Origin of the sequence: Kribbella antibiotica (assembly GCF_004349055.1) — a bacterium.
Classification (GTDB): domain Bacteria; phylum Actinomycetota; class Actinomycetes; order Propionibacteriales; family Kribbellaceae; genus Kribbella; species Kribbella antibiotica.
Map to the genome: position 1 here is coordinate 1 of NZ_SMKX01000010.1, position 25,895 is coordinate 25,895.

A 25,895-nucleotide genomic window follows, 5' to 3' on the forward strand; every position below is an offset into this window, starting at 1 on the left:
CACCACCCCCGCCCGCCTCCGTGACGGACGTCAAGCGCTCCCTCGAGCAGCTCCAGGCCGAGGCCGCAGCGCTGCAGGCCGACTTCGCCAAGGCGACCATCGCCTACACGAACGCGCTGAAGTCCGCCGAGACCGCTGAGGCGGACGCGAAGAAGGCCGAAGCCGCCGCGAACACCTCCACCGGCAAGGCCGACGAGGAGCGGCGCCGGCTCGGCGTCATCACCGCGCAGGCCTACCAACTCGGCGTACCGACTCAGTTGGGTGCCGAGTCGATCTTGTGGTCGCTGGCGCCGGTCGCGGAGAACCTGCAGGAGATCGCCGACCGGCAGACCGCGATCCAGCAGCTCGGCACCACGCAGACCTCGCAGTACAACAAGGCCATGAACGCCGGTGCCATCGCCGACAAGGCGAAGGCGGAGGCAGCCGGCAAGCGTGGCGCAGCCAAGGCAGCCGCCGCGCGGGCCCAGCAGCTCGGCAACGACGTGAAGCAGAAGGCCGCCGACGCCGCCTCGCGCGCGATCGACCAGCTGCCCGAGCTCGACGGCGCGTCTGAGTTGTCCAAGCAGCTTCAGCTCGCCCGCAACCAGCAGGCGCTCCTGCGCTGGCAGGCCTACCTGACCGAGCTCACCGCCGCGAAGGTCGCCCTGCCGCCCGCCGCCACGATCAAGAACCCTGCTGCGCTCCCGGCCGGCCTGAGCCCGCTGGTCACCGCTGGTCAGCCGGTCCCAGGCGCAGCCTCGGTCACAGTCAACCTCAAGACCCTCCGCGTGCTCTCGTCCGAGACGATCCGCGCAGTCAACCAGGCCTTCAACCTGGTCGGCCGCGCGTACGCGATCGACGCCGGTGGCCCGGATCAGTACGGCTGCCTCGGTGCCGCGCGCGCCGCTTGGGCGCCGTACGCGAAGCTTCCGAACACGATCAGCAAGGTCTACCCCGGCTACCAGCAGGTCCCGCCGGAGCAGATCCAGCCCGGCGATCTCCTGCTGATGGGCAGCCGGTCACTCGGCCTGGTCCACATCGGTATCGCCCTCGACAACGACGAGATGATCGCCTCGGATGAGTCGAAGGGTTCGGTCGTCGTCATGCCCGTCCCGCAGAACCTCTGGGCCGCGCTCCGGCCGACCCTCGGCGCGCCGACCAAGGCCCAGGTCTCCCCCACGGCCGGCTCCAGTGCGGTCAACTTCCGCTGCGGCAACACCGGTACGTCGGTCAATGTCGGCAGCGGAGCGTGGACGTGGCCGCTCGCCGACGGCACCTACGACATCGGTACGCCGTTCGGTCAGTCCGGCTCGATGTGGTCGAGCGGATTCCACACCGGCCAGGACTTCCCCGCCGCCATCGGTACGCCGGTCCGTGCCGTCACGTCGGGCACGATCCGCGTCGAGCACCCGAGCTGGGCCGGCAACCTGATCCGCATCGACCACGGCAACGGCTTCGAAACCCTCTATGCCCACCTCAGCCAGGTCAACGTGACCGACGGCCAGCAGGTGGTCGCGGGTCAGCGGATCGGCGCAGTCGGCACCGAAGGCAACTCGACCGGACCGCACCTGCACTTCGAGGTCCGGATCGGCGGTGACCCGGTCAACCCGATGCCGTTCCTGGCGACCGGCTCCGCGACCACCGGCTGGGGCGGTTACAGCAACGGCCAGATCCCGTCGAGCAAGCTGTGCGCGATCGGCAACGGTCACATGCTGCGCTGCGACGCCGCCGCGGCCTACCTGCAGCTCGCCGGCTCCTACCAGAAGGCCTTCGGCAAGAAGCTCTGCATCACCGACTCCTACCGCTCCTACTCGGCGCAGGTCAGCCTGTACTCGCGCAAGCCGTCCCTGGCGGCATTGCCCGGTACGTCGAACCACGGCTGGGGTGTCGCGGTCGACCTGTGTGGTGGCATCGACAAGTTCAGCACCTCGCAGTACCGCTGGATGAAGGCCAACGCCCCCGCGTTCGGCTGGGTGCACCCGGACTGGGCCGAGCAGGGCGGCAGCCGCGAAGAGCCATGGCACTGGGAGTTCGGTCGCGCCGCGCGTGCCTGACCTGCGTTTCGTTGCTGAGTCAGCGGTTAATTCCGGGGTTTCGGCCGCGTCAGCACGTAGGGTGTTGACGTGGCCGAGCAGCACAAGAGTCCTGACCGCACTGACCACAACATCACGCTGGACGCTGAAGACGACCGGTGGGAGTGGCGGCGCCGGATCCGGGCGAATCCGAAGAAGCACCTGATCTATCGCATCGTGGTGGGCGTGGTCGGCGGTGTGCTGATCATCGCGGCACCCCTGACCGGTTGGCTGCCCGGTCCCGGCGGCATCCCGCTGTTCATCGCTGGTCTGGCTGTCCTGGCCAGCGAGTTCGAGTGGGCCCAGCGGCTGCTCTACAAGGTCAAGGACTGGGTGAAGGCGCTCACCGCCTGGACGGGCAAGCAGCCCGCCTGGCTGAAGACGCTCGGCACCATCGCGCTGTTCTGCTGCGTGGTGGTCGCGATCTGGCTCTACATGGCCGTCCTCGGTGTCCCCGGCTGGCTGCCCGACTCGTGGGAGTCGTTCCTGCACAAGCTGCCGCTGCTGCACTGATCCAGCTCGGGATAGTTCGGGAGCTCGATCAGGTTGCTGAAGTTCTGCGCCATCTTCATCATCGAGTTCAGCCCGAACGAGCTGCCGAGGATCCGGTTGCGGGCCGCGAGCCCCAGCCGGGACGCGGGTGCGAGGAAGCTTCCGGCTGACATCCCGCGCTGAGTCCTGCGCACCGATTTCTGCAGCAGAGCCTCGTAGCGAGCGAACGCGACTCGGTGGTCGCCGTGCGCTGCGGCCAGTTCGCCGGCCAGCACGTACGCCGCGACGACCGCCGTACCGGTTCCCATTGCCCCGAAGGTTGCGCCGTACCCGGCGTCGCCGAGGAGCACCACCCGCCCGGCCGACCAGCTGCTGACGTTGACCCGGCTGATCGCGTCGAAGTACCACTCGGTTGCCGCGGGCAACGCCTCGAGCAGCCACGGCACGTTCCACTCCAGCCCCTCGAAGGCTCGCCGGACGATTGCCTTCTGCTCGTCGCTGTCACGCCGGTCGTAGGTCAGTTGGGGCGACCGGAAGACTGCCAGGACCCCTCCGAGGGTCCGATCGCGCCGATCGACACCGACACTGATCAGGCGGCCGGGCGTGTTGTACATCAACGCGTCGCCCTCATCGCCGAGACGGTTCGGCACCTCCCAGCCGGCCACGTAATAGCCGCGGTGATGCTCGGTCACCTGCTCGGCCGGAAACGCCAGCCGCCGGGTCACCGAATGCATCCCGTCCGCACCGACCACCAGGTCGTAGGTCTCCGCGAGGCCGCTCTCGAACCGAACGTCGACCCCGTCCGCGTGTTCTTGCAGGCTCGCGATCGAGTCACCGAACCGGTACGCCGCCCGCTCGCGACTGTGCTCGTACAGGACCCGGGACAAGTCGGCGCGGAGCAGTTCCAGCTCACCTCCGGCGAAGTCCTCCGGGAGCCGCATCAGTTGCCGACCGGTCGCGTCAACGTATCGCTGCGCCGTACCGCCGGTTTGCAGCGCTTGCAGGTCGGCGAGGACGCCCATCTTGCGCAGCACCGCCTTGTTCACCTCGCCGCGGAAGTCCACGGCGTACCCACCCTCGCGCAGCTTCGGCGCAACCTCGACCACGGTCACGTTATGCCCGGACCGGCTCAGCCAGAGCGCCGCCGACGGCCCCGCCACACTCGCACCCGACACCAGAATCTTCATCGTCCACTCCTCACGGTTAACTGTGTCCGGTGGACACAATAATGTGTATGGTAGACACAGATCAACCGATCAGGGAAGGACCTCCCCCGGATGACCGAGTTGCTGTGGGGCTCGACGCCAGTGCCGAGCCGTGGGCCGAAACCGGCCGTCACGCTGACCGGGATCGCCGAAGCCGCGATTCGGATCGCGGATGCCGAAGGCCTGGACGCGGTGTCGATGCAGCGGGTCGCCGACGACCTGCCGGTCACCAAGATGGCGCTCTACCGCTACCTGCCCGGCAAGGCCGAGCTGATCGCGGTCATGACCGACCTCGCAATGGGCACGCCGCCGGAGCGCCCAGAGCAGCCGTGGCGCGAGACCCTGCACACCTGGTCAATGGATCTCTATGACGGGTTCAGCCGGCATCCGTGGCTGCTGCTGTCGACCGTGGGCCAGCGCCCGATCGGCCCCAACGAGATGAGCTGGATCGATCGCGGCATCCGCGCGCTGACCGGATCGGGCCTGAGTGGCAGTGAGCAGCTCGACACGATCGTCGTACTGACTGGCCATGTCCGGACACTCGCCCTGCAGACCACGACGATGCCAGGCGGTCGCGCGGGGCTCACCGAGGAGGCGCTCCTCAGCTCCTTCACGGCCATGCTGACGGACCACGCCGACCGCTACCCCAGCCTGGCGACGGCGCTGCAGACCGCCGAGCCCGACAACCAGGGGCTTCAGTTCGGGCTGGAGCGCATCCTCGACGGGCTCGAACTGCTGATCACGAGCCGGAAGGGCTCAGCTTCGGGGTATTGAAACGTTGCCGGTAGGTGCTGGCGCTCAACCCGAAGTGCGACTTGAAGCGGCGGGCGAAGTAGTTCTGGTCAGGCCAACCGACAGACTCGCCGATCCGGCTCACCGGCAGGTCCGTATTCAGCAGTTGCACGGCGGCCAGCTCGACGCGATGCCGGGACAGGTAGGCCATCGGCGGCAGGCCGGTGGCCGACTTGAAGATGCGGACCAGGTAGCCCGGCGCGAGGTGCAGCGCGCGGGCCAGGTCGGTCAGGGTCCACTGCCGCGCCGGGTCTGCTTCGAGCAACCGCATCGCATCCAGTACGGCGGGATGCGCCTGCGTGCGGAGGTCGTCGCGCTCGGCCACCGCGCGGGCCAAGCAGCTCAGGTACAGCGACAGCCAGCCGATCAGTTCGCCGCGATGCAGCCCGATCGGCTGGTCGCGCAGCGAGCGCAGTCCGTCGAGATGGCGTCGCGCCTCGGCGAATGATTCCTCGTCGAGATGAGTGCTGAGCACGCCGCGACGCTGCGCGGAGAACGGGCCGGTCCACAGCAGATACCCGAGCAGCGGATCCTCGCGGGTCCAGGCGAGCTCACGCCGTACCAGGTCTGCTGAGAAACAGCAGTTGTAGATCTCGAGGTCGTCGCAGTCCTCGTATTCGTGCCACACGCCGGGTCGCAGCAGGACCGCATCACCGGCGGTCAGCCGTTGCCGGCCGGCCTGGCTGTGGTGCACGCCTTCGCCGCTGAGAACGAGCGCGACCTCGAAGAAGCTGTGCGTGTGCACGGGGTGGGAATCGACGTGCACGTGGGGTCCGGCGTACACGATCGTGCCGTCGACGAAGTGCAGCAGCGTGCCTTCTGTCCGTACCGGCTCGTCGACCATGCCTCACGATAGGGGCCAAGGTTCATTTCGTGCTAGGACTCGTGCACTCCGGACTATTGCTCGGCGCCGTCGCGCAGCAAGCTGGCCCTGAATCGTTTCATTCGCAACGGTTGGAGCCCCATGCCGAACCTCGCCGCACCGAGCAGCATCCGCTTCGAACACCGCACTGATGCGGCCCCCGTCCTTGGTACCGCTACGCCCCGCCTGTCGTGGCAGGTCGCCACCGCACCCGACTCTTATCTCCAGTCGGCGTACGAAGTAGAAATCACCAGTACGACGACGCAGTCGTTCACCGTCGAGTCCGCCGAGCAGGTGCTGGTCCCGTGGCCTGGTGAGCCACTGGCCTCGCGCGCTCAGGCCCGGGTGCGGGTCCGCGTTCGTGCTGATGGCGACTGGAGTGCGTGGAGTGAATCCGCGGTCGTCGAGGTCGGGCTGCTCAGCCCCGACGACTGGACCGCACGTTTCATCAGCCCGCTCGAGAACCCGCACGGGTCGCCCGCTCCCCTGCTCTCCGCTGCTCTCGACCTGCCGGGCGACATCGTGAAGGCGCGGTTGTACGCGACTGCCCACGGCATCTACGTGCCGGAGCTGAACGGCAGCCGGGTCGGTGACGACGAGCTGGCTCCGGGCTGGACGACGTACCAGCAGCGTCTTCGCTATCAGACCTATGACGTGACTGACCTCGTCCATGCCGGGGCCAACGACCTCGAGTTCCTGGTCGGCAACGGCTGGCACCGCGGCCGGCTCGGCTTCCGGGACCAGAAAGCGGTCTATGGCGATCGCCTCGCTGTTCTGGCGCAGCTCGAGGTCACCACCGGCGACGGTGAGGTGCACACGTTCGGCACCGACGAGACCTGGAACGCGCGAGAGAGCGCGATCTTGGCCGACGACCTGTACGACGGCCAGGTCACCGACCTGCGGCGATCGCCGGGATCCGCACAGCCGGTGGACGTGATCGACGCCGATCTCGGCCTCCTGGTCGCACCCGACGGACCGCCGGTCCAGATCACCGAGAGAGTCGCGGCGAGAGCGCTCTCCAGTTCTCCCACCGGCAAGACACTCGTCGATTTCGGCCAGAACCTGGTCGGCCGCGTCCAGCTGACTGTCCGCGGTGGCGTGGCCGGGGATGAGGTCGTCATCCGGCATGCCGAGGTACTGGAGAACGGCGAGCTCGGCGTCCGTCCACTGCGCACAGCGAAGGCGACCGACTCGTATGTGCTCGCCGGGCCGGAGGAGGTCGTGCTCGACTCCGAGCTCACCTTCCACGGTTTCCGGTACGCCGAAGTGACCGGCGTACCGGATCTTCGCCTCGAGGACCTGACCGCGGTCGTCGTCGGGAGCGATCTCCGGCGCACGGGGTGGTTCGACTCGTCGCATGAGCTGCTGAACAAGTTCCACGAGAACGTGGTGTGGGGCATGCGCGGCAACTTCGTCGACGTGCCGACCGACTGTCCGCAGCGTGATGAGCGGCTCGGGTGGACCGGAGACATTCAGGTCTTCTCCCCCACCGCGACGTTCCTGTTCGACACGGCCGGGTTCCTCACCAACTGGCTGGCGGACCTGGCGGCCGAGCAGCACAAGGACGGTTCGGTGCCGTTCGTCATTCCGGATGTGCTGCGCAACGCCGAGCCGGCGACAGCCGCTTGGGGTGACGCGGCAACGATCGTGCCCTGGGTGGTCTACAGCCGGACCGGTGACGCCGGGCTGCTCGCCCGTCAACTACCGAGCATGCGGGCGTGGGTCGACAAGATGGCTGCCTTGGCCGGGGACGACCTGTTGTGGGCGGGTGGGTTCCAGTTCGGCGACTGGCTCGACCCGACCGCTCCCCCAGAGAACGCGGCCAAGGCGCAGGCCAACCCTGATGTGATCGCCACCGCGCATCTGGCTCGCTCGGCCGAGGTGGTCGCCCAGGCCGCCGAGATCGTCGGAGAGCGCGATCTCGCCGCCGACTACCGCGATCTGGCCGCTCGGGTCCGGCAGGCCTTCGCCAACGAGTACGTGACCGAAGGCGGTCGAGTCCTCAGCGACGCACCAACGGCGTACGCGCTCGCTCTGCAGTGGGCACTGCTTCCCGACGACGACCAGCGCGAGCGAGCCGGTGCGCGGCTCGCTGATCTCGTCCGCTCAGCGGCCTTCCGGATCAGCACCGGCTTCGTCGGTACGCCGCTGATCGCGGACGCGCTCACCGACGCCGGCTACCCGGACGTCGCCTACCGGCTGCTGCTGCAGACGCACTGCCCGTCCTGGCTGTACGCCGTGACGATGGGCGCGACCACCGTCTGGGAGCGCTACGACAGCATGCTCCCCGACGGCAGCATCAACCCCGGCGAGATGACCTCGTTCAACCACTACGCCCTGGGCGCGGTCGCCGACTGGATGCACCGCCGCGTTGCGGGCCTCGCGCCGGGAGAGCCGGGATACCGCTCTCTCGTCGTCGATCCGCTGATCTCAAGCCACCTCACCAGCGCCTCCGCCAAACACCTCACCCCGTACGGCGAGGCCGCGGTCTCGTGGTCCCGCAGCAACGGTGAGATCGCGCTCTCCGTGACCGTTCCGGTCGGCGCCCGGGCGCAGGTCGTCGTACCGGGATCTGACGGGCCGGTCGAGGTCTGCCACGGCACGCACGAGTGGACGGCCGCCGATATCGAGGCTCCGGAGCTCGACTCGTCGCCGACCGTGCGGCAGGTCATCGACCACGAACCGAGCTGGAACGCCGTCGTCGCGGGAGCGCAAGAGAGCGGTTTCGCAGCCGACGACGCTGAGCTCGCCAACCGGCTCGCGCCGTACCTGAACCAGCCCGCGACCCGGCTGAAGGAGGTGGCCGGCGACTCCGGCGCGATGCGCGCCGCCCTGGAAGCCCTCCTCAACCACTGAGCACGAACCATCCCCTAGGAGGTCATGATGACGTTCCGCCCAGACATGCGAGGACTCGCCGTACTTGCGGCCGGCACCCTTGCCCTGACCGCGTGCAGCGCGGGCAGTCTCGGTTCCAGTGACGACTCGGGCGGGGGCCCAGGAGCAAGCACGGTCACGATCACCTACCTGATCGGCAACCAGGACCAGGACATCAAGACGGCCAATCAGATCGTCAAGGACTTCACGGCGAAGAACGCCGGGATCACGGTGAAGACCGAGACCCGGCCGGCCGGGACCGAGGGCGACAACCTGGTGAAGACCCGGCTGTCGACCGGCGACATGCCGGAGGTGTTCAACTACAACACCGGCTCGCTGTTCCAGGCGATCGCGCCGCAGAAGAACCTGGTCCCGCTCGGCGACCAGCCGTACGTGAAGGATCTCGACGAGAACTTCACCAAGACGGTGACCGCCGACGGCCAGGTGTACGGCGTACCGGGCGGCGGTTTCATGGGCGGCGGGGTGCTCTACAGCATCCCCGTCTACACCAAGCTCGGGCTCAAGGTCCCGACGACCTGGGCCGAGTTCATGGCCAACAACGCCAAGATCAAGGCGGCCGGTGGGGTCGCACCGGTGATCCAGACGTACGGCGAGACCTGGACCTCGCAGCTGTTCGTGCTCGGCGACTTCCACAACGTGGCCGCGGCCGAGCCCGACTTCGCCGATCGCTACACCAAGAACCAGGCGAAGTACGCGACGTCGGCGGCCGCGGTGAAGGGGTTCGAGCACACCCAGGCCGTGCACGACGCCGGCTACGAGAACACCGACTTCGCCTCGGCCAAACTCCCCGACGGCCTGCGGATGCTTGCCCAGGGCAAGGGTGCGCACTACCCGATGCTGTCCGGGGTGATCGCGAACATGGTCGACACCTACCCGGACGCGGCCTCGAAGGTCGGCCTGTTCGCGTTGCCTGGTGACGACGCGAGCAAGAACGGCCTGACCGTCTGGACGCCGGGCGGCAACTACATCCCGAAGACCACGACCGGCGACAAGCTCGAAGCGGCGAAGAAGTTCCTCGCCTTCTTCGCCAGCCCCGACGGATGCGCCTCGCTGTCGAAGGCCGCGCCCCCGACCGGCCCGTACGCCGTGAAGGGGTGCACGTTGCCGGACGACGTACCGCAGGCGATCAAGGACATGCAGCCGTATCTGGACAAGCCGGGCGGATCGAGCCTCGCGCTGGAGTTCGTCTCACCGGTCAAGGGCCCGTCGCTGGAGCAGATCACCGTGGAGGTCGGTTCGGGAATCCGGAAGGCCAAGGACGGTGCCGCCCGGTACGACGAGGACGTGAAGAAGCAAGCCCAGCAGCTGGGACTGGCGGGATGGTGAGGGTGTACCGCCCCTACTCGAACTGGTTCTACCTGCCGACCGCCCTGATCTACGGCGTGCTGTTCCTGGTCCCGACGTTCGCCTCGCTCTACTTCAGCCTGACCCGGTGGAGCCTGTTCGAGTCGAAGTTCATCGGGCTGGACAACTTCAAGTTGTTCTTCCAGGAGCCGGCGCTGGTCAAGGGCTTCGTCAACACGCTCATCTACGCGTTCGTCACGTCCGGGTCGAAGGTGGTGCTCGGGCTGCTGCTCGCGGTCCTGCTCACGTCGCAGATCGTTGCCCGCGGCTACCTTCGCTCGGTGGTGTTCTTCCCGGTCCTGGTCTCGACGATCGGGGTCGGGCTGACCTTCACCGTGCTGATGAACCCCGAGCGCGGACTGATCAACGGCGCGCTGAGCGTGATCGGCATCGACGGCCCGGGCTGGCTGACCGATCCGAAATGGGCGCTGCTGTCGGTGGCCGCGGTCGACGTCTGGAAGGGCGTCGGCCTGGCCACCCTGATCTACATCGCCGGCATCGTCTCGATTCCCCGCGAGTACGTCGAGGCTGCGCGCGTCGACGGCGCTAGTTCGTGGGAGACCTTCCGGCGGATCGTGCTACCGCTGTCCCGGCCGGCGACCGTGACAGTGATCATCTTGTCGCTGATCGGCGGGCTGCGGTCGTTCGACCTGATCTGGGCAATGACGCGCGGCGGGCCCGGGTTCACCTCGGACGTGATCGCGTCGGTGATCTACAAGCAGTACCAAGCCGGCTTCTACGGGCTGTCGACGGCAGGGAACGTCGTACTGTTCGTCGTCGTTACCGCGGTCATCCTGCCGCTGTCTTGGTTCCTGAACCGGCGGGAGGTGGAGATGTGAGTACGGCGGAGTTGGTCAACCACCGGTCTGGTCGCAAGCTCGCGCTGAGCGCGGTGGCGATTGTCGCCTCGGTGGTGGTGTTCCTGGTGCCGTTCGCGTTCATCGTGCTGACGGCGGTGAAGGACCGGCAGCAGTCCGCGCTGCTGGACTTCTCGTGGCCGCACCAGTTCCGGTTCGTGCAGAACTTCATCGAGGTGGTCCAGGCCCGCGACTACATGCTGGTGATCGCGTTCATCAACTCGACCATCCTGACCGTGGCCAGTGTGACCGGCATGGTCGTGCTGGCAGCGATGGCCGGGTTCGTGCTGCAGCGACGCAAGAGTCGCTGGAACGGGTTCATCAACTTCCTGGTGCTGGCCGGACTCATCATCCCGCCGGCCGTCGTACCGACGATCTGGGTGCTGCAGAAATTCGGGTTGTTCCGGACGATGCCCGGGCTGATCCTGATCGAGATCGCGTTCGGGTTGTCGTTCTGCATTCTGTTGTTCCGGGCGTTCGTGTCGACGATCCCGCGGGAGCTCGACGAGGCGGCCATCATCGACGGGGCGGGGCCGCTGCGGTTGTTCTTCGGGGTGATCTTCCCGCTGCTGCGGTCGGTGGTGGTGACGGTTGTGGTGGTGCAGTCGGTGGCGGTGTTCAACGACTTCGTCAATCCGCTGTACTTCCTGCCCGGTGACAAGAACGCGACAGTGCAACTGACGCTCTACAACTTCTCCAGCCAGTACTCGACGCAGTACAACCTGCTGTTCATGAACATCCTGCTGATCACGATTCCGCCGCTGATCATGTTCCTCTTCTTCAACCGGCAGATCGTCGCCGGAATGACCTCAGGAGCGGTCAAAGGCTGAAATGTCGATCGAGATACCGGCGTCCCAGCTGGCGAGGATGGGCAGCATGCGAGCTGTCGCCGAACCGGGCTCGGCGGTGTACACGACGAGGGTCTGATCCGGTTCCTGTGGTGAGGCCACGATCTCGATGTCGAATCGCAGGGGCCCGGCATCGGGATGCTGGATGTACTTGGCTACCGAGGCGTAGTCGCGGACCGCATGATCGTCCCACCAGCGGGCGACATCGCAGTCCGTGGCGCGCAGCTCGTCGATGAGCGCCACCAACTGCCGGTCATGCGGGCGCCGGCCGGTTTCCCGGCGCATTGCGGCGACCGAGACGGAGGCGAAGTCCGACCAGTTGACGATGCGCGTCCGGGCGACCGGATCCTGGAACAGGAACCGGAAGAAGGATGTCCCCGGCTCCAGCGGCCGCCCGAGCACAGCCGGCAGCAGCGCGTTGCGTGCCAGGACTTCACCACGACGCCCGAGCAACAGCACCGGCACGTGGTCGAGCATGGTCATCAACCGAAGCAGGCCGGGGTCGGGCCGCTGCGGGACGTCCGGCCCGGGCCGGCGACGACGCGAGGTCGGCGCAGCGAGATCGCGCAGGTGAGCGTGCTCGGTCTCGTCCAGCCGCAGCGCCCGCGCGAGCGAGTCGAGCACCTCATCGGAGATGTTCGCCTGACGTCCCTGCTCGAGACGGCTGTAGTAGTCAGGGCTCAGCCCGGCCAGCATCGCCAGCTCCTCGCGGCGCAGGCCCGGTACCCGTCTCGCACCTGGAAACGCCGTGAGACCGGCCTGGGCCGGGCTGAGCCTGTCGCGGCGGGAGCGCAAGAACTGTCCCAGTGCGGCGCGGTCCGGTGGCATCACCCCAGGGTAGCCAGACCCGAGAGGTCCTGGGTGGTCATGGCGTGACCAGGCTCGTCCTGACCTGGTTCGACTCCGGGTCGCGGCCTAAGAAGGACTCATGAACTCTTCGGCTACCACTGTCATCCCCTCCACCAGCCGCCTGGCGGGCCGCACAGCACTCGTCACCGGATCCACCAGCGGTATCGGAGCCGCCATCGCCGGCATCCTGGCCTCCGAGGGTGCCCACGTCGTGATCAGCGGCCGGGACACGGCTCGAGGCGACTCCGTCGCCAAGGAGATCCGGGCGGCCGGCGGCCGCGCGGACGTCGTCGAGGCCGACCTCGCCGGCACCTACGCGCAAATCCGCGCCTTCGCCGCGGAAACGACGGCCGTGCTCGGAGGCCGGGTCGATATCCTCGTCAACAACGCAGGTATCTATCCCGCGACCAGCACCGAGGACCTGCCCGACGACGACCTCGACGCGATGCTTGCGGTCAACATCCGTGCACCGCACGTCCTGGTCGGTGCCCTGGCGCCCGCGATGGCGACGCGCGGCACCGGAGTGATCGTCACCATCGGCTCCTGGATGGCGCAGGTCGGCAGCCCGTTCGCCGCCATGTACACCGCCACGAAGGCGGCCGACGAGCAGCTCACCCGCAGTTGGGCCGCCGAATACGGACCCCGCGGTGTCCGTGTGAACACCGTCGCACCTGGCGTGACCCTCACACCTGGCAACGAATACGCCCGCGCGGGGCTCGACGCCATCACTGCCGCAACGCCCGCCGGGACCGTGATCCGGCCCGAAGACATCGCCAAAGGCGTCCTCTACCTAGCGTCCGACGACGCGGCAATGGTCCATGGCGTCACCCTTTACGTCGACGGCGGCATCACCGCCACCCGCATGAGCTGACGTCCTGATCACGCCGGTCTGCGGACCAGCAAGTACGCCTGCGGCTGCTTCTCGCCCCACTCCGGAGCGTGGGTCAGGGTGGCGACCTCCTCGAAACCGGCTTGGGCCAGGAGCGTCGCCACGACGGCCGGATCCTGCAAGAACACCTCGAGGTCAACGTCGTGCCCGTAGGCGCTGGCGACGTGGTAGCTGCCGCTGCCGACCTTGAATCCGTGCACGAGGTGACCGCCGGGCTGCAGCACCCGGAAGGCCTCGGCGAAGGCGGCCGGGAGCTCCTCGGTCGGTGTGTGGACCAGCGAGTACCACAGCAGCGCACCGGCCAGTTCGCCGTCCTTGAGGTCGAGGCCGAAGATCGAGCCGACCTCGAACCGGAGATCGGGATAGCTCTCGCGGGCGACATCGATCATGCCGGGTGTGAGGTCGACGCCGAACGCGTCGACACCGGCCGCCGCCAGGTACGCAGTCACCCGGCCGGTGCCGCAGCCGAGATCACCGATCGGTCCAGGCGGCACGACCTCGGTGAAGTACATGAGCATCAAGCGCTCGGCAACACCCTTGCCGACAAGGTCTTTCAGCATGGAGTGGTAGTCGGCAGCAGCGGCGTTGTAGGAGCCCTCGATGTCGTTCATGCGAGAACTCTAGGAAGGCCCTCCGACAGTTTTTGGTAGCACTCCGGGGTGTTGTAGGCATGCGCCGAGAGCCGGATGAAGGAGCGGCCTTCGAAGCCGGTCAGAGTGATCTCGATCTGCAGCTCACGCGACAGGTGTTGCTTGAAAGGCTCGGCGTCGGCGACAAATATCGGCAGCTCGACCAGACGCAGCGTCGGGGCCGGGTTCGCTACCTCACCCACCGACGTACCGAGTGCTTTGGCGACCAACCGAGCACCTTCTTCGAGCATCGCGGTGATCTGCGGGCGCCGTACGGACCATTCCAGGTCGGCCAGGACGCGCAGCGACTCGGGGGCCGCGATCCACGCCGCGTAGTCCTGCGTGCCCTGCATGTCGAAGCGCTCCGGGAGCCGCTCGTCGTACTCCGACCACGAAGTGATCAGCGGGTACGCCGCCGTCCGCCACTTCTCGGCGACGACCAGCCCGGCCGTGGCGCGCGGAGCGGACGGCCACTTGTGGAAGTTGCCGGTCCAGAAGTCGGCGCCATCGCCGGTCGGCGCATCGATGAGCGCGGGCGCATGCGCACCGTCCACGATCACCGGTACGTCGTACGTGTGGGCGAGCTCGACGAGCCGGGCGATCGGCAGGATCGTGCCGGTCGCGGCGCTGACGTGGTCGACGAGGAGCGCGCAGGCGCCGGTCAGCTGCGGTTCGATCAGCGCGACGATCGTGGCGTCGTCCGCCTGCATGGGCAGGTCGACTACGCGCAGCTCGGCGCCGCTGGCGCGGGCGACCCGTTCGGCGGCGAAACGCGAGGCGCCGTACACGTGGCTTGTGGTGACGATGTGGCTGCTGATCGGCACGGTCGCGAAGGCAGCGGTGATGCCGGCGCTCGCGTTCGGGACGAGGGCGAAGCCGGCCGGATCCGCCTCGAGGAACGCTGCGAGCTCGAGGCGCGCGGCGGTCAGGCGCTCGGGGACGGAGCGGAACCACACCATCGGGTTCGCCTCGGCCTCGGCCCGCAGCGAGGCCAAGACCTCCTGGGTGCGGCGTGGGACCGCGCCCCACGAACCGTGGTTGAGATGCACCACGTCAGGGTCGAGGGTCCACAGGTCTGGGCGGGGGCTGAGTACCGTCACCAGCCAAACGGTACATAATTCCTGACGTGTACCCCTACCTCGACCACGACGGTCCGATCGCCATGGCGCACCGTGGCGGCGCCAAGCACCCGGACCTGATCGGCTACGAGAACTCGCTGCACGCCTTCGAGCACGCCGTCGGCCTCGGCTACCGCTACCTGGAAACCGACCTGCACGCGACCAGCGACGGCGTGGTGGTCGCGTTCCACGACGACGTCCTGGACCGGGTCACCGACCGTACCGGGGTGATCGCCGAGCTGCCCTGGTCGGAGGTGAGCAAGGCGCGGATCAACGGCCACGAGCCCATCCCCCGGCTGGACGAACTGCTCGAACACTTCCCCGAGATCCGCTTCAACCTCGATATCAAAGCCGAAGGCGGCCTCGCGCCGGCGGCCGACGTACTGCGCGCGGCGAACGCGATCGACCGGATCTGCGTCTCGTCGTTCTCCCAGTCCCGCGTCCGTCGCATCCGCAAGCTCCTCGGCCCGAGCCTGTGCACCGGCTACGGCGACCTCGAGATCGTGCTGATGCGGTTCCTGCCGATCGCGCTCCCGTCCGCGGGTGGGTGCCTGCAGATCCCCGAGAAGTTCAAGGCCCTCCGTGTCCTCACCCCCGGCCTGATCGACCGCGCCAAATCCGCCGGCAAACAGATCCACGTCTGGACCGTCGATGACCCCGCCGAGATGCGCCGCCTCCTCGACGCGGGCGTAGACGGCCTCATCACCGACCGCACTGACCTCCTCCGCGACGTATTGGTCGAACGAGGTCAGTGGTCGTAATTCAGAGGCGGCCGCGCCGGTCCCGCAGCTAGGGTCCGGCGGTATGACGGTGGACGAGGTCGACGCGTTGGTGGGGGCTGACGCCGACTACCGGGACGCCGAGCGGGCGTTTCTGGCGGCGGGGTGGACTCCATGCGGGGTTGGCGATTGGGCGTTTGCGCTGCGGTCGCCGGACGGGCAGCGCGCCGTACGGATTAGTCCGTTTGATCCTGCGGGGCCGTACGTCGCGGAGATCTATCGGCAGGCGGCTCACACTCGGCAGGTACCGCGATTGTTTGTGCATCGGCGGTTGGCCGGGGGTGGCGACTTGTCGGTGATGGAGTGGTTGAGCGCCGTACCGGAGCCGGAGGCGGTCGCGTTTCATCGGGCGATCGCGGAGCGCGCACCGGAGGTGGCTGAGGTTGCTGAGGTCATCCGCCGCGTGCACGAGCGGGCGCAGGCGGAACTGCCATGGTGTGGGCCGCTGGACGTCAACCCGGACAACGTGATGCGCACCGCGGACGGGCGGCTGGTGATCGCCGATGTGTTCTCAGCGGCGGGCCCGGAGCTTTACCGTACGGCGGCCGAGGACCCGCAGCTCGTGGTCGCGCGGATTCCTGAGCCGGAGCGGCGGTTCATGGCGGACATCCCGTTGACGTCGTCGGGGCCGTGGGAGCCGGGTGCGCAGGAGAAGTTGATGGCTGGGCTGGCGGCGGCCGACGCGGCGATAACAGGTTCCTGACAAGACGCCCTTTAGTCCCTCTGAGCTGCCACACTCTGCGCATGGGACTTCTCTCCGCCCCCGCCGGAGTCGACAAGCGGGAGTACTGGGGCTTCAGCCTCTACGACTGGGCCAACTCCGGCTACGTCACGACAGTCGGCACGGTGCTGTTCGCGCCGTACCTGACCTCGGTCGCCGAAACCGCTGCGTGCGGCTACGTCGGTACGTCGGACAAGCCGTGTCACACGAATCTCGAAGTCCTGGGGCTGGGGATCTCCCCCGGCTCGCTCGCCTTCTACGTCGTCACCGTCGCGACGCTGTTCTCGGCGTTCTTCCTGCCGATCGTCGGTGCGATCGCGGACCGGCTCGAACGCAAGAAGCTGCTGATGTGCGGCTTCGCGTGGGCCGGTGCGCTGGCGGCGTCGTGCATGGTGTTCGTGGAGGGCGGGAGCTGGCAGCTCGGCGCGCTCCTGCTGTTCATCGGCAACCTGTGTCTCGGGTCGTCGCTGGTCGTCTACGACTCGATCCTGATCGACATCGCGCCACCGGACGCCCGCGACGACGTCTCGTCACGCGCCTGGGCCTTCGGGTACCTCGGTGGCTTCATCCTGCTCGCGATCAACCTCGGCGTCGTCACCGCGCACGATGCCCTCGGCCTCAGCCAGGGAACCGCCGTCCGGCTCAGTCTGCTGAGCGCGGGCTTGTGGTGGGGCGCGTTCACGTTCGTCCCGTTCGTGCGACTACGCAACCGGCCGCCGACGAACGTCGTACAGGTTCGTAGCGGGAACATCATCCGGCAGAGCTTCGGGCAACTGGCCGCGACGCTCACCCACATCCGCGCGTACCCGGTGACGCTGCTGTTCCTGGTCGCGTATCTGTTCTTCAACGACGGGATCCAGACCGTCATCTCGGTCTCCTCGACGTACGGCGAGAAGCAGCTCGGCTTCGAGACGCAAGTCCTGATCATGACGATCCTGCTCGTCCAGTTCATCGCCTTCTTCGGAGCCCTAGCCTTCGGCCGCTTCGCCCGCAGGTTCGGCACCCAGCGCACGATCATGGGCGGCCTCGTCGTCTGGATGCTCATCGTGATCGCCGGCTTCATGCTCCCCGCCGGCCAGATCCTCCCGTTCCTGGCAATGGGCGCCGCAATCGGCATCGTCCTAGGCGGCACCCAAGCCCTGTCCCGCTCAGCCTTCAGCCAGCTCATCCCGAAGGGCCGCGAGGCCGAGTACTTCTCCCTCTACCAAGCCGGCGAACGCGGCACCTCCTGGCTAGGCACCCTCGTCTTCGGCCTGGTCCACCAAATCACTGGCTCCTACCGCCCAGCCATCGTCGCCCTAGGCCTGTTCTTCCTGGTCGGCCTCATCCTCCTCAGCCGCGTAGACATGCGCCGAGGCATCGACGAAGCCGGCAACACCCAACCCACCATGGTCTGACCCTCCCGCTCCCGCCACGGTCGGACACCAGGCGGACGCAGGTCGGGCGCCGGTCGGATGTGTCCGATCCGGTACGGCGGGCTGGTCGCTCGCCGCTCCACCTGCAGCCGGCCTCGAAACGTCTCAGGGGTCAACCCCTGAGTTGGTGGGTTGCCTCCTCGGAATCTGACGGTGCAACCCACCACCTGAGGGGTCAACCCCGAGCCGCTTAGCCAAGCCGGGGTGACTCGACACCCAACGTATTCAATTGTCAACCACCCGTTTCGTGAGGAAAGCTCCCGTGAATTTCGAGCAGGTGACCTGTGCCAGTTATCCCGATTTTTTGCGGCAGACATTTCCGCAGCGTCGGGACAAGGTCGACGAGGGCGTCCGGCCGGGCGTGGCAGGTGATTGGTTGGTGGCACATGACCTGACCAGGAATGTGCTCACTGGGCACGCCCTCGACGATGCTGTCGGGTCCGGGGACGATGAACAACTCGGGCGCTGGTTCGCGGCGGTAGAAGTATTGCTGGCCAGTGCGGACAACGATCTCAGGGATGCGGTGTTGCACGGGGCACCGAACGCTGTGTGGCAGACGGCGGCTCGGGCGCGGGCGAGTCAGTTGATGGCAGGGCCGTTGCTCGCGAGTGCGATCGACGATCACTACGGGGATGCCACGTGGCGAACCAAGACCGACTGGCTGGATGAGCCGGTCGAGGAGTTGCCGCACGGTGCCTCGCTCGCAATCTACAGCTTCCGCGGTCAGTTGCTCGCGCATGGCAGACGGTACGACGCCGTCGAGAGCACGTATCCGACGTCCAGACCGTTCGCGCGGCTCCCGGTCGAAGTCCGGCCGGTCACAATCGGTGAGGCGGTCGCCGGGTTGTTGTCGGAGCTCGCGGCGGACACTTCCGAGGTTCAGCAGCAGTTAGACGAGTTCCTGAAGTTCGCGCAGGTCGACTGGCGGACGCTGTACACCGGGTCGCTGATCGTGACGGTCGAGATCCGCTCGCTCGGCGGCGACGTCCGCGTGTGGGCCCATGAAGGGGAACAGCGAGGTGATCTCTTCGTCAGTCAGCCGATGGATCAACCCGCCGCCGCCAACTGGCACCAGCCCGAAGAACTGGGCGCCGCCGTTCTCGCGGCTCTTCGGCGTTCGTCGACGACGGGCTGGACTGAGCTTGAGTGAGCACCTGGGGGAACCGCTGACGTGCCGATCGCTTCCTGGCTACCTGGAGCAGCGGTTTCCCGACTATCTGGCCATGGTCTGGGAAGTTCGTGTGCAGAATCATCCGCCGGCCGTCACGGCAGATCTGCTGATCCCCGAGGTGTTCGTCGATCACATCTTCACGGACGCGGTGAAGGCTGGCGACCGGGCTGTGCTCGCGGACTGCTTCGAGCTTGCCGAGCTTGGGCTGGGGAGCTCCGATGAGGTGCTCCGGGAGATCGTGGACCAGCATGTCGGGTGGGCTGCGCTGTCGTCGGATGGGCGGGCGCGGGCGACGCAGGAGTTGGCTGGTCCGTTGCTGAGGACGAGTCTGGATCGGAGGGTGGGAACGTCCTGGCGGCAGCAGGTTGGGGGGTTCGGGCCGGACGAGCCCGAGCCCGAGGCGGTCGTGATGATGGCTGGGTATCTCTTCCGGGGTGAGTTCCTCTGGCATTCCGGCCGGTACCTGGCGGACCGGAGCGGGATCGCTACGACCGAGCCTTTCGCCAGGATGCCGTCGGAGGCTGGGGCCTACGAAATGGGAGTGGCGTTGGCGAAGGCGTTGAGTTCCTACTCGACCGGGTACGACGACGAACTGCGGCACGAGCCGGAAAGGTTTCTCGCCTTCGCGGGTGGCATCGACTGGACGACCTTCTACCGGGAGTCACTTGAGATCGCGCTGGAAGGTGGCCCGGACTCGTACGAGGCATTGCTCTACACCATCCACAAGTCGAGCTATGGGACCTCACACATCAGCCACTCGCCGGAGGAACCGGTGCTGGTACCGGACTGGCGGGATGCGGCTGCATTCGGTACCAGCATTTTGGCGGCTTTTGGAAGGGCGACGACCGATTAAGTGGCGTTCGGGCCTACGTCGGTGGACGGGAGATGGAGACAGCGGTCGGTTGGCTGACTCCTGGTACCGCTATGAGCATTGGCTGTCCTCGGCCTCCGACCTTCTCCACGCGGAGCTGGTCGGACCGGCGGCCGAGGTTGAGATTGCCGACTGTGAGCGGAGCGTGAAGCAGTCGCTGCCCGACGAGCTCCGCGCTCTGTGGAGTGTCTGTGGAGGTCAAACGACCATTGATGAGGGCGTCGGCGTTCTTCCCGGGTTCGACTTTCTGGGCCCGGCGCAGACGGCAAGAGAGTGGCAGGTATGGGAGGACGTTCGCCTCCGGGCGGCACCTCATGAATTCGCCGTCTTCAGCGAGTCCGCACGATCGGTGCCCGAAGGCTCCATCCTGCACACGTATTCATCGCCCGGATGGATCCCGGTCTGGCGCGAAGAGATGGCGGCGAACTATATCGGCATCGACATGACGCCGGGACCGAGTGGCAATGCCGGCCAGGTGATAACTTTCGGCCGGGATCAGGAGGTCAAGATCGTCCTTTCGGTGTCCTTAGGCGCACTTATGGAATTTGTCGTAGCGGAGGCCGGGCGGGTCGAAGTTGTGAACGAAGCGGACGGCGTCTTCTTGAAGCATGCTGAAGGTTCCTTCCTCGAGTTTCTGAAGGAGCAAGCTCTGCGCACTGGTCCGCTGACTTGACCGTTTCCTGGCTAGCTATGGAGGTCGCGCCGTGACAGGTTATGATTTTCCGTTCCGGGCGGGAGACCGATACTCATGGTCAAGCGGATCGCACAGTGAAACAGAGATCATTTCTGCAGGTGTGGTGCATTTTCTGACCGGCGCGGTTGTCGCTGCCGATCCTGCCTGGTCGATCAATCCGCTGGAAGAATCGGATGCGGTAGCGGCGAACGTGCCGCCCGGAAGTTACCCGGTCTCTCTCCTGGTGTCGGTCTGGCAGCAAACGCCCGCGTCCGGTGTTGTTCCGCGGAGCAAGGTCTGTGTCGCCAAGCTTCACGTCTCGAATGATCCAGTGACTCAATGGGTGCCCGCTTTTCCGTCGGGATCCGATGACGGCGCGATTCTCGGCTTCGCAGTGGATAGCGGAACGGCGAGTTTCTTCGACTTTTCCGCGAAAGACTGGCTTACCGCGCGGCAGGCTGCAGACGACTGGTACGACGAGATTTCCGACCTGCTCCTGCGCGACCATTATGTCTTGGTTGAAGATCAAGCGACCGGGTTTAATGCCATCGTCTATGAGTGCGGTATGGGTGACGGGGTATACGAGGTCTGGCTCGGGCTGAATTCCGATAGGCAGGTCGCGGAGATTCTCGTCGATTTGGAGTTGCTGTCCCACAGCACTGGCGCCGACCGCGGACATGGGTGAACACGGTCGGCGCCAGGGTCTACTAGGCGGCGTTCGGGCCTACATCGGCCGACGTCAGCGGGCGGCGGACCGGGGCGGCGGTCGAGTACTCGTCGGCACCGACGTCGTATGGCGCGGTGCGGGCTTGGCCGTCCAGGTCGTCGGTGACACGGCTTGAGTGGTTCGCGCTCACCGCGTTGATGGCGGCGCTGCCGCTACCCAGGCGGTAGACGCCGTCGGTGCCTGCGGTGAGCTTCGGGTCGGCTCGGGTGAAGCCGCCGGACGGGATGGTGCCGTTGGAGGCTGAGCCCCAGAGGATGTTGCCGGAGAAGGTGACGCCGGACTGGTACGGCAGGTCGGTGAGGTTGCCGCTGGTACCGACCAGCAGGTTGTCGCGAATCTGACAGCTGAGCGGCTGGACGGTGCGGTTGCTTTCGCCGGCGATGCCCTTGTCGCTGTTGCGCACGGTGTTGAGGACGATGACGACGCGGTCCGGGGCGTCGTTGCCCTTGCGGTCGGTCTCGGACTCGCCGGGGGTGTGGTCGCGCTCGGAGCCGCTGCCGAGGATGATGCCCGCGCTGGTGGAGCCGTCGGTGCCGTGGACGCTGTCGACGTAGTTGTTCACGATCAGGTGGTCGTTGCCGTAGATCCGGATGCCGTTGTTGCCGGACAGGATGTAGTTGCTCTCGACCCGGTTGCCGTTGCCGTGCCGCAGCACGATGCCGCCGAACGACGAGCGGACGGTGTTGTAGCGGATGGTGTTGCCCGACGACTTCACCGAGATCGCTTCGGGGTCGCCGTTCGCGCGCTCGAACAGGTTGTACTCGACCGTCGCATCGGCGTCGGCGAGGGCGCGGCTGCTGACACCGAGCCGGATCGACTCACCACCGTTCTTGCCGCTGAAGCTGTGGTCACGGAAGTGGTTGCGCAGGATGTAGGTGCGCTTCGCGATGGTTTCGTTCTGCGGGTCATTGTTGGCCGGTCCGTCGATCACCAGGTACACCCCGACGGTGGTCTTGTCCCGGAAGAGGTTCCGGTCGATCTTGACGTCATCACCCCGTACGACGACCGAGTGGCTGGCCGCCGATCCGAGCGCGAACTCATTCCGCGTCAACCGAATTCGGCTAGCGGACGCCGCGAGATCCAGCGTCGCGGTCTGCTTGAAGATGAACCCGCTGATGGTGATGTTCGACGAGTTCGAGAACACGAAACTCTTCGACCCGGTCAGCGTCACTCCACCCTTGGTCTCGGCCTGGATCGTGATCGGCGAAGTGGTGGTGCCGTTGCGGCCGGTGACCGTGATGCCGCTGGACCCGACGGCGTACGAGCCGTTGGCCAGCGTGATCGTCGTACCCGCGGTCGCGGAGTTGATGGCGGACTGGAGCTGGGACAGTGATGTCACTACGGCGGACTCACGAGCGTCCGCGGCTCTGACGGCGACGGCCGTGGCGCCGATGGCGCCGACAGCTCCGGCCAGAAGGGTACGACGTTTCATTCCGTGTCTCCTCAACTGCGTGGGCGGTACAGCTTTCGGTACTCGCTCGGGGTCACCGAGCTGACTTGACGGAAGACCTTCGAGAAGTAGGACTGGTCCATCCCGACCGCGGCGGCGATCTCCTCCATCGGGCGGTTCGTGGTGGTGAGTTCGCGCTGGGCCCATTCGATCCGGGTGCGCTTGATGTACTGCTTCGGCGACAACCCGAACTCGGTCCGGAACCGCCGTACGAAGGTGGCGAGGTCCTGACCGAAGTGCGCCGCGAGAACCTCGACGGTCAGCGCGTTGTCGAGGTTCTCCTGGATGTACCGCACGACGCTGGTCTCGCTCGTCGACTGCTGGGCGAGCCGGACCGATCCGGGCGGTGCGCTGTCCAGGTAGTGCGCGAACAGCGCGGTCAGCGCCGACCGGACCCGCAGCGGTGTCGCAAGCCCGGGCGGGTCGCGGTCTGCGGCACCGACCTGCTCGAACAGAACCGCCGCTTCGTCCGGCGACTTGCTCTGCACGATGTTCGGCAGCGTCAGTACCTCGCCAATGTCACGGTCACCGATCAGCGCCGAGAAGTGCAGCCAGTGCTTGCGGAACACGTTCGCGCTGATCGTCTCGTACGAGACCGGGACCTCGGCCGGCAGGTAACACAGCTCCCCCGGCTTCGGAAAGAACTCCTGATCCCCCACCACCAGCCGGCCCTCACCCTCGAGGATCAGGTAGAGCCGCGAGAACGGATCGGGCAGCAACGCGCGCGACCACTCCCGATGCACCTTGGTGATCCGGGCCGCGACCACGAGATCCAGCCGGAGCCGATCCAGATGCGTCCGGATCAGCTCCTCCTCACGCTGGCTCGGCAAGGCGGCGGTCGTGACGTCGGGAGTAGTCATGACGCGTGCGGTCCAACGTCGCCCGCGGTCAGCGGACGGCGGCAGTTGGGCCGGCGAGAGTACTCGTCGGCGCCCACATCGGCCCGCCCGGTACGGCGATCGCCGTCGAGGTCGGTGTCGATATCGGGGTAGCTGCGGGTGGCCGCGTTGATCGCCGGGCTTCCCTTGGCAAGCCGCCGAATCCCATCCGGCCCTGCCACGAGTCGCGGATCAGCTCGGCGGAATCCACCGGCCGGCGCGTTCCCGTCGGTAGCCGCGCCCCAGTGCAGGTTGCCCGACCAGGTGACGCCGTCCTGGAACGGCATGTTCATCAGTTGCCCTCGATCGCCCATCAGGAGATTGTCGGTGATCGTGCAACCGAGCGGCGGCAGGGTCCGCTTACTCTCACCGGCGACCGCGTTGTCGCAGTCCAGAATCGTGTTCAGCGCGATCTGGACGCCGTCCGGCGCATCGTTACCGGTGCGCGAGGTCGGCGCCTCCCCCGGGAAGTGGTCGCGGACGCTACCGCTGCCCAGGACGACCGCGGTCCCAGCGATATCGGAGATGTAGTTGTTCACGATCTGGTGGTCGTTGCCGTAGATCCGGATGCCGTTCTGGCCGGCGAGCAGGTAGTTGCCCTCGACCCGGTTGCCGTTGCCGTGCCGCAGCACGATCCCGCCGAGGCTGTTGCGGATCGTGTTGTGCCGGATCACGTTGCCCGACGACTTGACCGAGATCGCCTCGGGGTCGCCGTTGGCGCGCTCGAACAGGTTCGACTCGATGATCGCGCCCGCCGTCGACAGCGCCCGCGGGCTAACGCCCAGCCGAATCGGCTCACCGCCATTGTCACCAGGAAAGCTGTGGTCGCTGAAATGATTGCGGTAGACATGCACACCCTGCGCCATCTGGTCGGTCCCGGCGCCTTCGATGCCGAGATAGATCCCGAGCGTCGTCTTCCCGTGGAAGGCGTTGTGGTCCAGCGTCGTGTGGTCGGCCCGGATCATCGCCCAGTGCACCCCGGCGATGTCGGCCAGCTGGAAGTCGTTGCGGGTGAGCCGGATCCGGCGGTTGTCGGCCGACAGTTCGAACGTCGTGCTCTGCCGGAACGCGAATCCCTGCAGCGTGATGTCGGACGAGCCGGTGAGCACGAAGCTCTGCTCACCAGTCAGTACGACGCCACCGGTCGACTCGGCTCGGATGACGATCGGCCGGTGCGGGCGGCCGCGGAGTCCGGTGATCGCGATCGGCTGGCCGGCCGGTACCTGGTAGATGCCGTCGGCAACGGTAATCACGGTGCCCGGCACCGCCGTACCGAGGGCTCGGCGGAGTTCGTCGAGCGAGCGGACGTGCCGGCGGTCCAGGGTCATCGCCGCTGCAGGGCGGACAGCGGCGCCAGAAATGGACGCAGTCAAAGCAACTCCAGCAGTGGCAGTGGCCAGAAATGTACGGCGGTTCATGAACCTCACCCTTTCAACGCGCCCGCGGTCAGGCCGCGGGCGAAGGAACGCTGGAAGAACAGGAAGACCGTCACCGACGGCAGCAGGGCCAGCAACGAGGCCGCCATCACCACACCCGGGGTCACGATCGGGTCGATCCGCAGCGTGCGCAGTGCCAGCGGCAGCGTGTACGAGTCGGAGTTGGTGGCCACCAGCAACGGCAGCAGGTACTGGTCCCAGATCATCGTGAAGCCGAAGACCCCGATCACGCCGAGGGCCGGCTTGCACAGCGGAAGGACGATCTGGGCGAAGATCCGGAATTCGCCGGCGCCGTCGATCCGGGCCGCCTCCTCCAGTTCGCGCGGCACGTCCTTCATGAACTCGGTCATCACCAGGATCGAGAACGCCCAGGCGCCGAGCGGCACGATCATCCCGGCCAGAGTGCCCATCAGGTTCAGGTGCACCAGCGGTACGTCAGCGAGGACCAAGGTCAATGGCAGCGCGAGGATCTCCTCGGGCAGCATCATCGTGGCCAGGATCGCGACCATCACCAGCGTCATCCCCGGGAAGATCTTCCGCGCCAGTGCATACCCCGCGAGCACTGAGACGGCGACCTGGAGCAGCAGCCCGAAGCCGACCACGAAGAACGAGTTGGCCAGGTACTTCAGCACGCCGTGGTCGAAGGCGATCTTGAAGTTGTCCAGCGTCGGGCTGCGCGGGATGATGCTGAGCTGGGTCGGGTCCGACACGTGGTTGAACGAGCTGACCAGCAGTGCGAGCAGCGGCCCGGCGAAGACGATGAACAGCAGGCTGTAGATCACCGTCTTGGCGATCCGGGCGCCCACGCTCGTGCTCTCGGTGAGCCCGAGCGCGGTGTCGGTAGCGGCGCTCATGGGGCCTCCTGGCCTGGACTGAGGAGCGTAGGGAGCGAAGCGACTGGAGTGACGAGGGAAGGACTGGAGTTACAGCCCCATGAGCCGCG

Annotated in this window: 24 protein-coding genes; 15 read left to right on the forward strand and 9 right to left on the reverse strand. The window is 66.9% G+C overall.

Annotated elements, in window-relative coordinates:
- Positions 1-2,033 (forward strand): peptidoglycan DD-metalloendopeptidase family protein (locus E1263_RS05555; RefSeq protein WP_132166052.1); only part of this gene is annotated, 2,033 nt, incomplete at its 5' end.
- A 69-nt stretch (positions 2,034-2,102) separates the two neighbouring features.
- Positions 2,103-2,564 carry a PGPGW domain-containing protein gene (locus tag E1263_RS05560; RefSeq protein ID WP_132166054.1) on the forward strand — a complete coding sequence of 154 codons (462 nt, stop codon included), beginning with the start codon at positions 2,103-2,105 and terminating at the stop codon, positions 2,562-2,564.
- Here the strand turns inward: E1263_RS05560 and E1263_RS05565 are convergent.
- A complete protein-coding gene (locus tag E1263_RS05565; protein WP_132166056.1) occupies positions 2,483-3,730 on the reverse strand; it encodes an FAD-dependent monooxygenase in 1,248 nt (415 codons plus the stop codon). The two genes, E1263_RS05560 and E1263_RS05565, sit on opposite strands and share 82 nt — an antisense overlap.
- A 90-nt stretch (positions 3,731-3,820) precedes the next feature.
- Between E1263_RS05565 and E1263_RS05570 the strand changes: the two genes are divergently transcribed.
- Positions 3,821-4,522, forward strand: a complete 702-nt coding sequence (locus E1263_RS05570) for a TetR/AcrR family transcriptional regulator (protein WP_132166058.1) — start codon at positions 3,821-3,823, stop codon at positions 4,520-4,522.
- Here the strand turns inward: E1263_RS05570 and E1263_RS05575 are convergent.
- Entirely contained in the window at positions 4,488-5,384 is an 897-nt protein-coding gene (locus E1263_RS05575) for a helix-turn-helix transcriptional regulator (protein WP_132166060.1), read from the reverse strand. The two genes, E1263_RS05570 and E1263_RS05575, sit on opposite strands and share 35 nt — an antisense overlap.
- Positions 5,385-5,504: 120 nt before the next feature.
- On the opposite strand from E1263_RS05575, the gene E1263_RS05580 reads away from it, so the two are divergent.
- From E1263_RS05580 to E1263_RS05595, 4 genes are read left to right on the forward strand one after another with little or no spacing between them, the layout of a single operon-like run.
- On the forward strand, positions 5,505-8,258 hold the full coding sequence (locus E1263_RS05580) for an alpha-L-rhamnosidase (protein ID WP_132166062.1): 2,754 nt from the start codon (positions 5,505-5,507) through the stop codon (positions 8,256-8,258).
- Positions 8,259-8,285: 27 nt separating this feature from the next.
- A complete protein-coding gene (locus tag E1263_RS05585; RefSeq protein ID WP_132166063.1) occupies positions 8,286-9,623 on the forward strand; it encodes an ABC transporter substrate-binding protein in 1,338 nt (445 codons plus the stop codon).
- A complete protein-coding gene (locus tag E1263_RS05590) occupies positions 9,617-10,480 on the forward strand; it encodes a carbohydrate ABC transporter permease (protein ID WP_132166065.1) in 864 nt (287 codons plus the stop codon). The genes E1263_RS05585 and E1263_RS05590 overlap by 7 nt, the downstream gene beginning before the upstream one ends.
- Entirely contained in the window at positions 10,477-11,328 is an 852-nt protein-coding gene (locus E1263_RS05595; RefSeq protein ID WP_132166067.1) for a carbohydrate ABC transporter permease, read from the forward strand. Before E1263_RS05590 ends, E1263_RS05595 begins: the two co-directional genes overlap by 4 nt.
- Here E1263_RS05595 and E1263_RS05600 read toward each other — a convergent pair.
- Entirely contained in the window at positions 11,308-12,174 is an 867-nt protein-coding gene (locus tag E1263_RS05600; RefSeq protein WP_132166069.1) for a helix-turn-helix domain-containing protein, read from the reverse strand. The two genes, E1263_RS05595 and E1263_RS05600, sit on opposite strands and share 21 nt — an antisense overlap.
- 100 nt (positions 12,175-12,274) lie before the next feature.
- On the opposite strand from E1263_RS05600, the gene E1263_RS05605 reads away from it, so the two are divergent.
- On the forward strand, positions 12,275-13,066 hold the full coding sequence (locus E1263_RS05605; RefSeq protein ID WP_132166071.1) for an SDR family NAD(P)-dependent oxidoreductase: 792 nt from the start codon (positions 12,275-12,277) through the stop codon (positions 13,064-13,066).
- A gap of 8 nt (positions 13,067-13,074) precedes the next feature.
- Here the strand turns inward: E1263_RS05605 and E1263_RS05610 are convergent, their stop codons facing one another.
- Positions 13,075-13,695, reverse strand: coding sequence for a class I SAM-dependent methyltransferase (locus E1263_RS05610; protein WP_132166073.1), 621 nt, complete (start codon positions 13,693-13,695; stop codon positions 13,075-13,077).
- Positions 13,692-14,813 (reverse strand): aminotransferase class V-fold PLP-dependent enzyme, encoded by a 1,122-nt coding sequence (locus E1263_RS05615; protein ID WP_238161088.1) that lies wholly within the window; start codon positions 14,811-14,813, stop codon positions 13,692-13,694. Before E1263_RS05615 ends, E1263_RS05610 begins: the two co-directional genes overlap by 4 nt.
- Before the next feature lie 26 nt (positions 14,814-14,839).
- Here E1263_RS05615 and E1263_RS05620 point away from each other — a divergent pair, with 26 nt between their 5' ends.
- From E1263_RS05620 to E1263_RS05650, 7 genes are all read left to right on the forward strand, one after another.
- Entirely contained in the window at positions 14,840-15,592 is a 753-nt protein-coding gene (locus tag E1263_RS05620) for a glycerophosphodiester phosphodiesterase family protein (RefSeq protein WP_202868729.1), read from the forward strand.
- A 43-nt stretch (positions 15,593-15,635) separates the two neighbouring features.
- Complete coding sequence (locus E1263_RS05625; protein ID WP_132166077.1) at positions 15,636-16,313, forward strand: hypothetical protein; 678 nt, start codon at positions 15,636-15,638, stop codon at positions 16,311-16,313.
- Positions 16,314-16,354: 41 nt separating this feature from the next.
- Positions 16,355-17,728 carry an MFS transporter gene (locus E1263_RS05630; protein ID WP_132166079.1) on the forward strand — a complete coding sequence of 458 codons (1,374 nt, stop codon included), beginning with the start codon at positions 16,355-16,357 and terminating at the stop codon, positions 17,726-17,728.
- A 280-nt stretch (positions 17,729-18,008) separates the two neighbouring features.
- The gene (locus E1263_RS05635) at positions 18,009-18,896 is read left to right on the forward strand and encodes a hypothetical protein (RefSeq protein ID WP_132166081.1); all 888 of its coding nucleotides are present in this window, start codon (positions 18,009-18,011) and stop codon (positions 18,894-18,896) included.
- Positions 18,897-18,969: 73 nt separating this feature from the next.
- Entirely contained in the window at positions 18,970-19,770 is an 801-nt protein-coding gene (locus tag E1263_RS05640) for a hypothetical protein (protein ID WP_132166083.1), read from the forward strand.
- A gap of 49 nt (positions 19,771-19,819) precedes the next feature.
- Complete coding sequence (locus E1263_RS05645) at positions 19,820-20,461, forward strand: SMI1/KNR4 family protein (RefSeq protein WP_165956490.1); 642 nt, start codon at positions 19,820-19,822, stop codon at positions 20,459-20,461.
- A 31-nt stretch (positions 20,462-20,492) separates the two neighbouring features.
- The gene (locus tag E1263_RS05650; protein ID WP_165956491.1) at positions 20,493-21,146 is read left to right on the forward strand and encodes a DUF4241 domain-containing protein; all 654 of its coding nucleotides are present in this window, start codon (positions 20,493-20,495) and stop codon (positions 21,144-21,146) included.
- Positions 21,147-21,168: 22 nt separating this feature from the next.
- Here E1263_RS05650 and E1263_RS05655 read toward each other — a convergent pair whose 3' ends face one another.
- Genes E1263_RS05655 through E1263_RS05670 form a run of 4 tightly spaced genes read right to left on the reverse strand, consistent with a single transcriptional unit; the run spans position 21,169 to position 25,806 of the window.
- Positions 21,169-22,620: a polysaccharide lyase 6 family protein gene (locus tag E1263_RS05655; protein WP_132166089.1), complete on the reverse strand. Its 1,452-nt coding sequence runs from the start codon at positions 22,618-22,620 to the stop codon at positions 21,169-21,171.
- 11 nt (positions 22,621-22,631) lie between these two features.
- The gene (locus tag E1263_RS05660) at positions 22,632-23,498 is read right to left on the reverse strand and encodes an AraC family transcriptional regulator (protein ID WP_132166091.1); all 867 of its coding nucleotides are present in this window, start codon (positions 23,496-23,498) and stop codon (positions 22,632-22,634) included.
- Complete coding sequence (locus E1263_RS05665) at positions 23,495-24,934, reverse strand: polysaccharide lyase 6 family protein (protein WP_132166092.1); 1,440 nt, start codon at positions 24,932-24,934, stop codon at positions 23,495-23,497. The genes E1263_RS05660 and E1263_RS05665 overlap by 4 nt, the downstream gene beginning before the upstream one ends.
- 5 nt (positions 24,935-24,939) lie before the next feature.
- On the reverse strand, positions 24,940-25,806 hold the full coding sequence (locus tag E1263_RS05670; RefSeq protein ID WP_132166093.1) for a carbohydrate ABC transporter permease: 867 nt from the start codon (positions 25,804-25,806) through the stop codon (positions 24,940-24,942).
- Positions 25,807-25,895 lie beyond the last annotated feature (89 nt).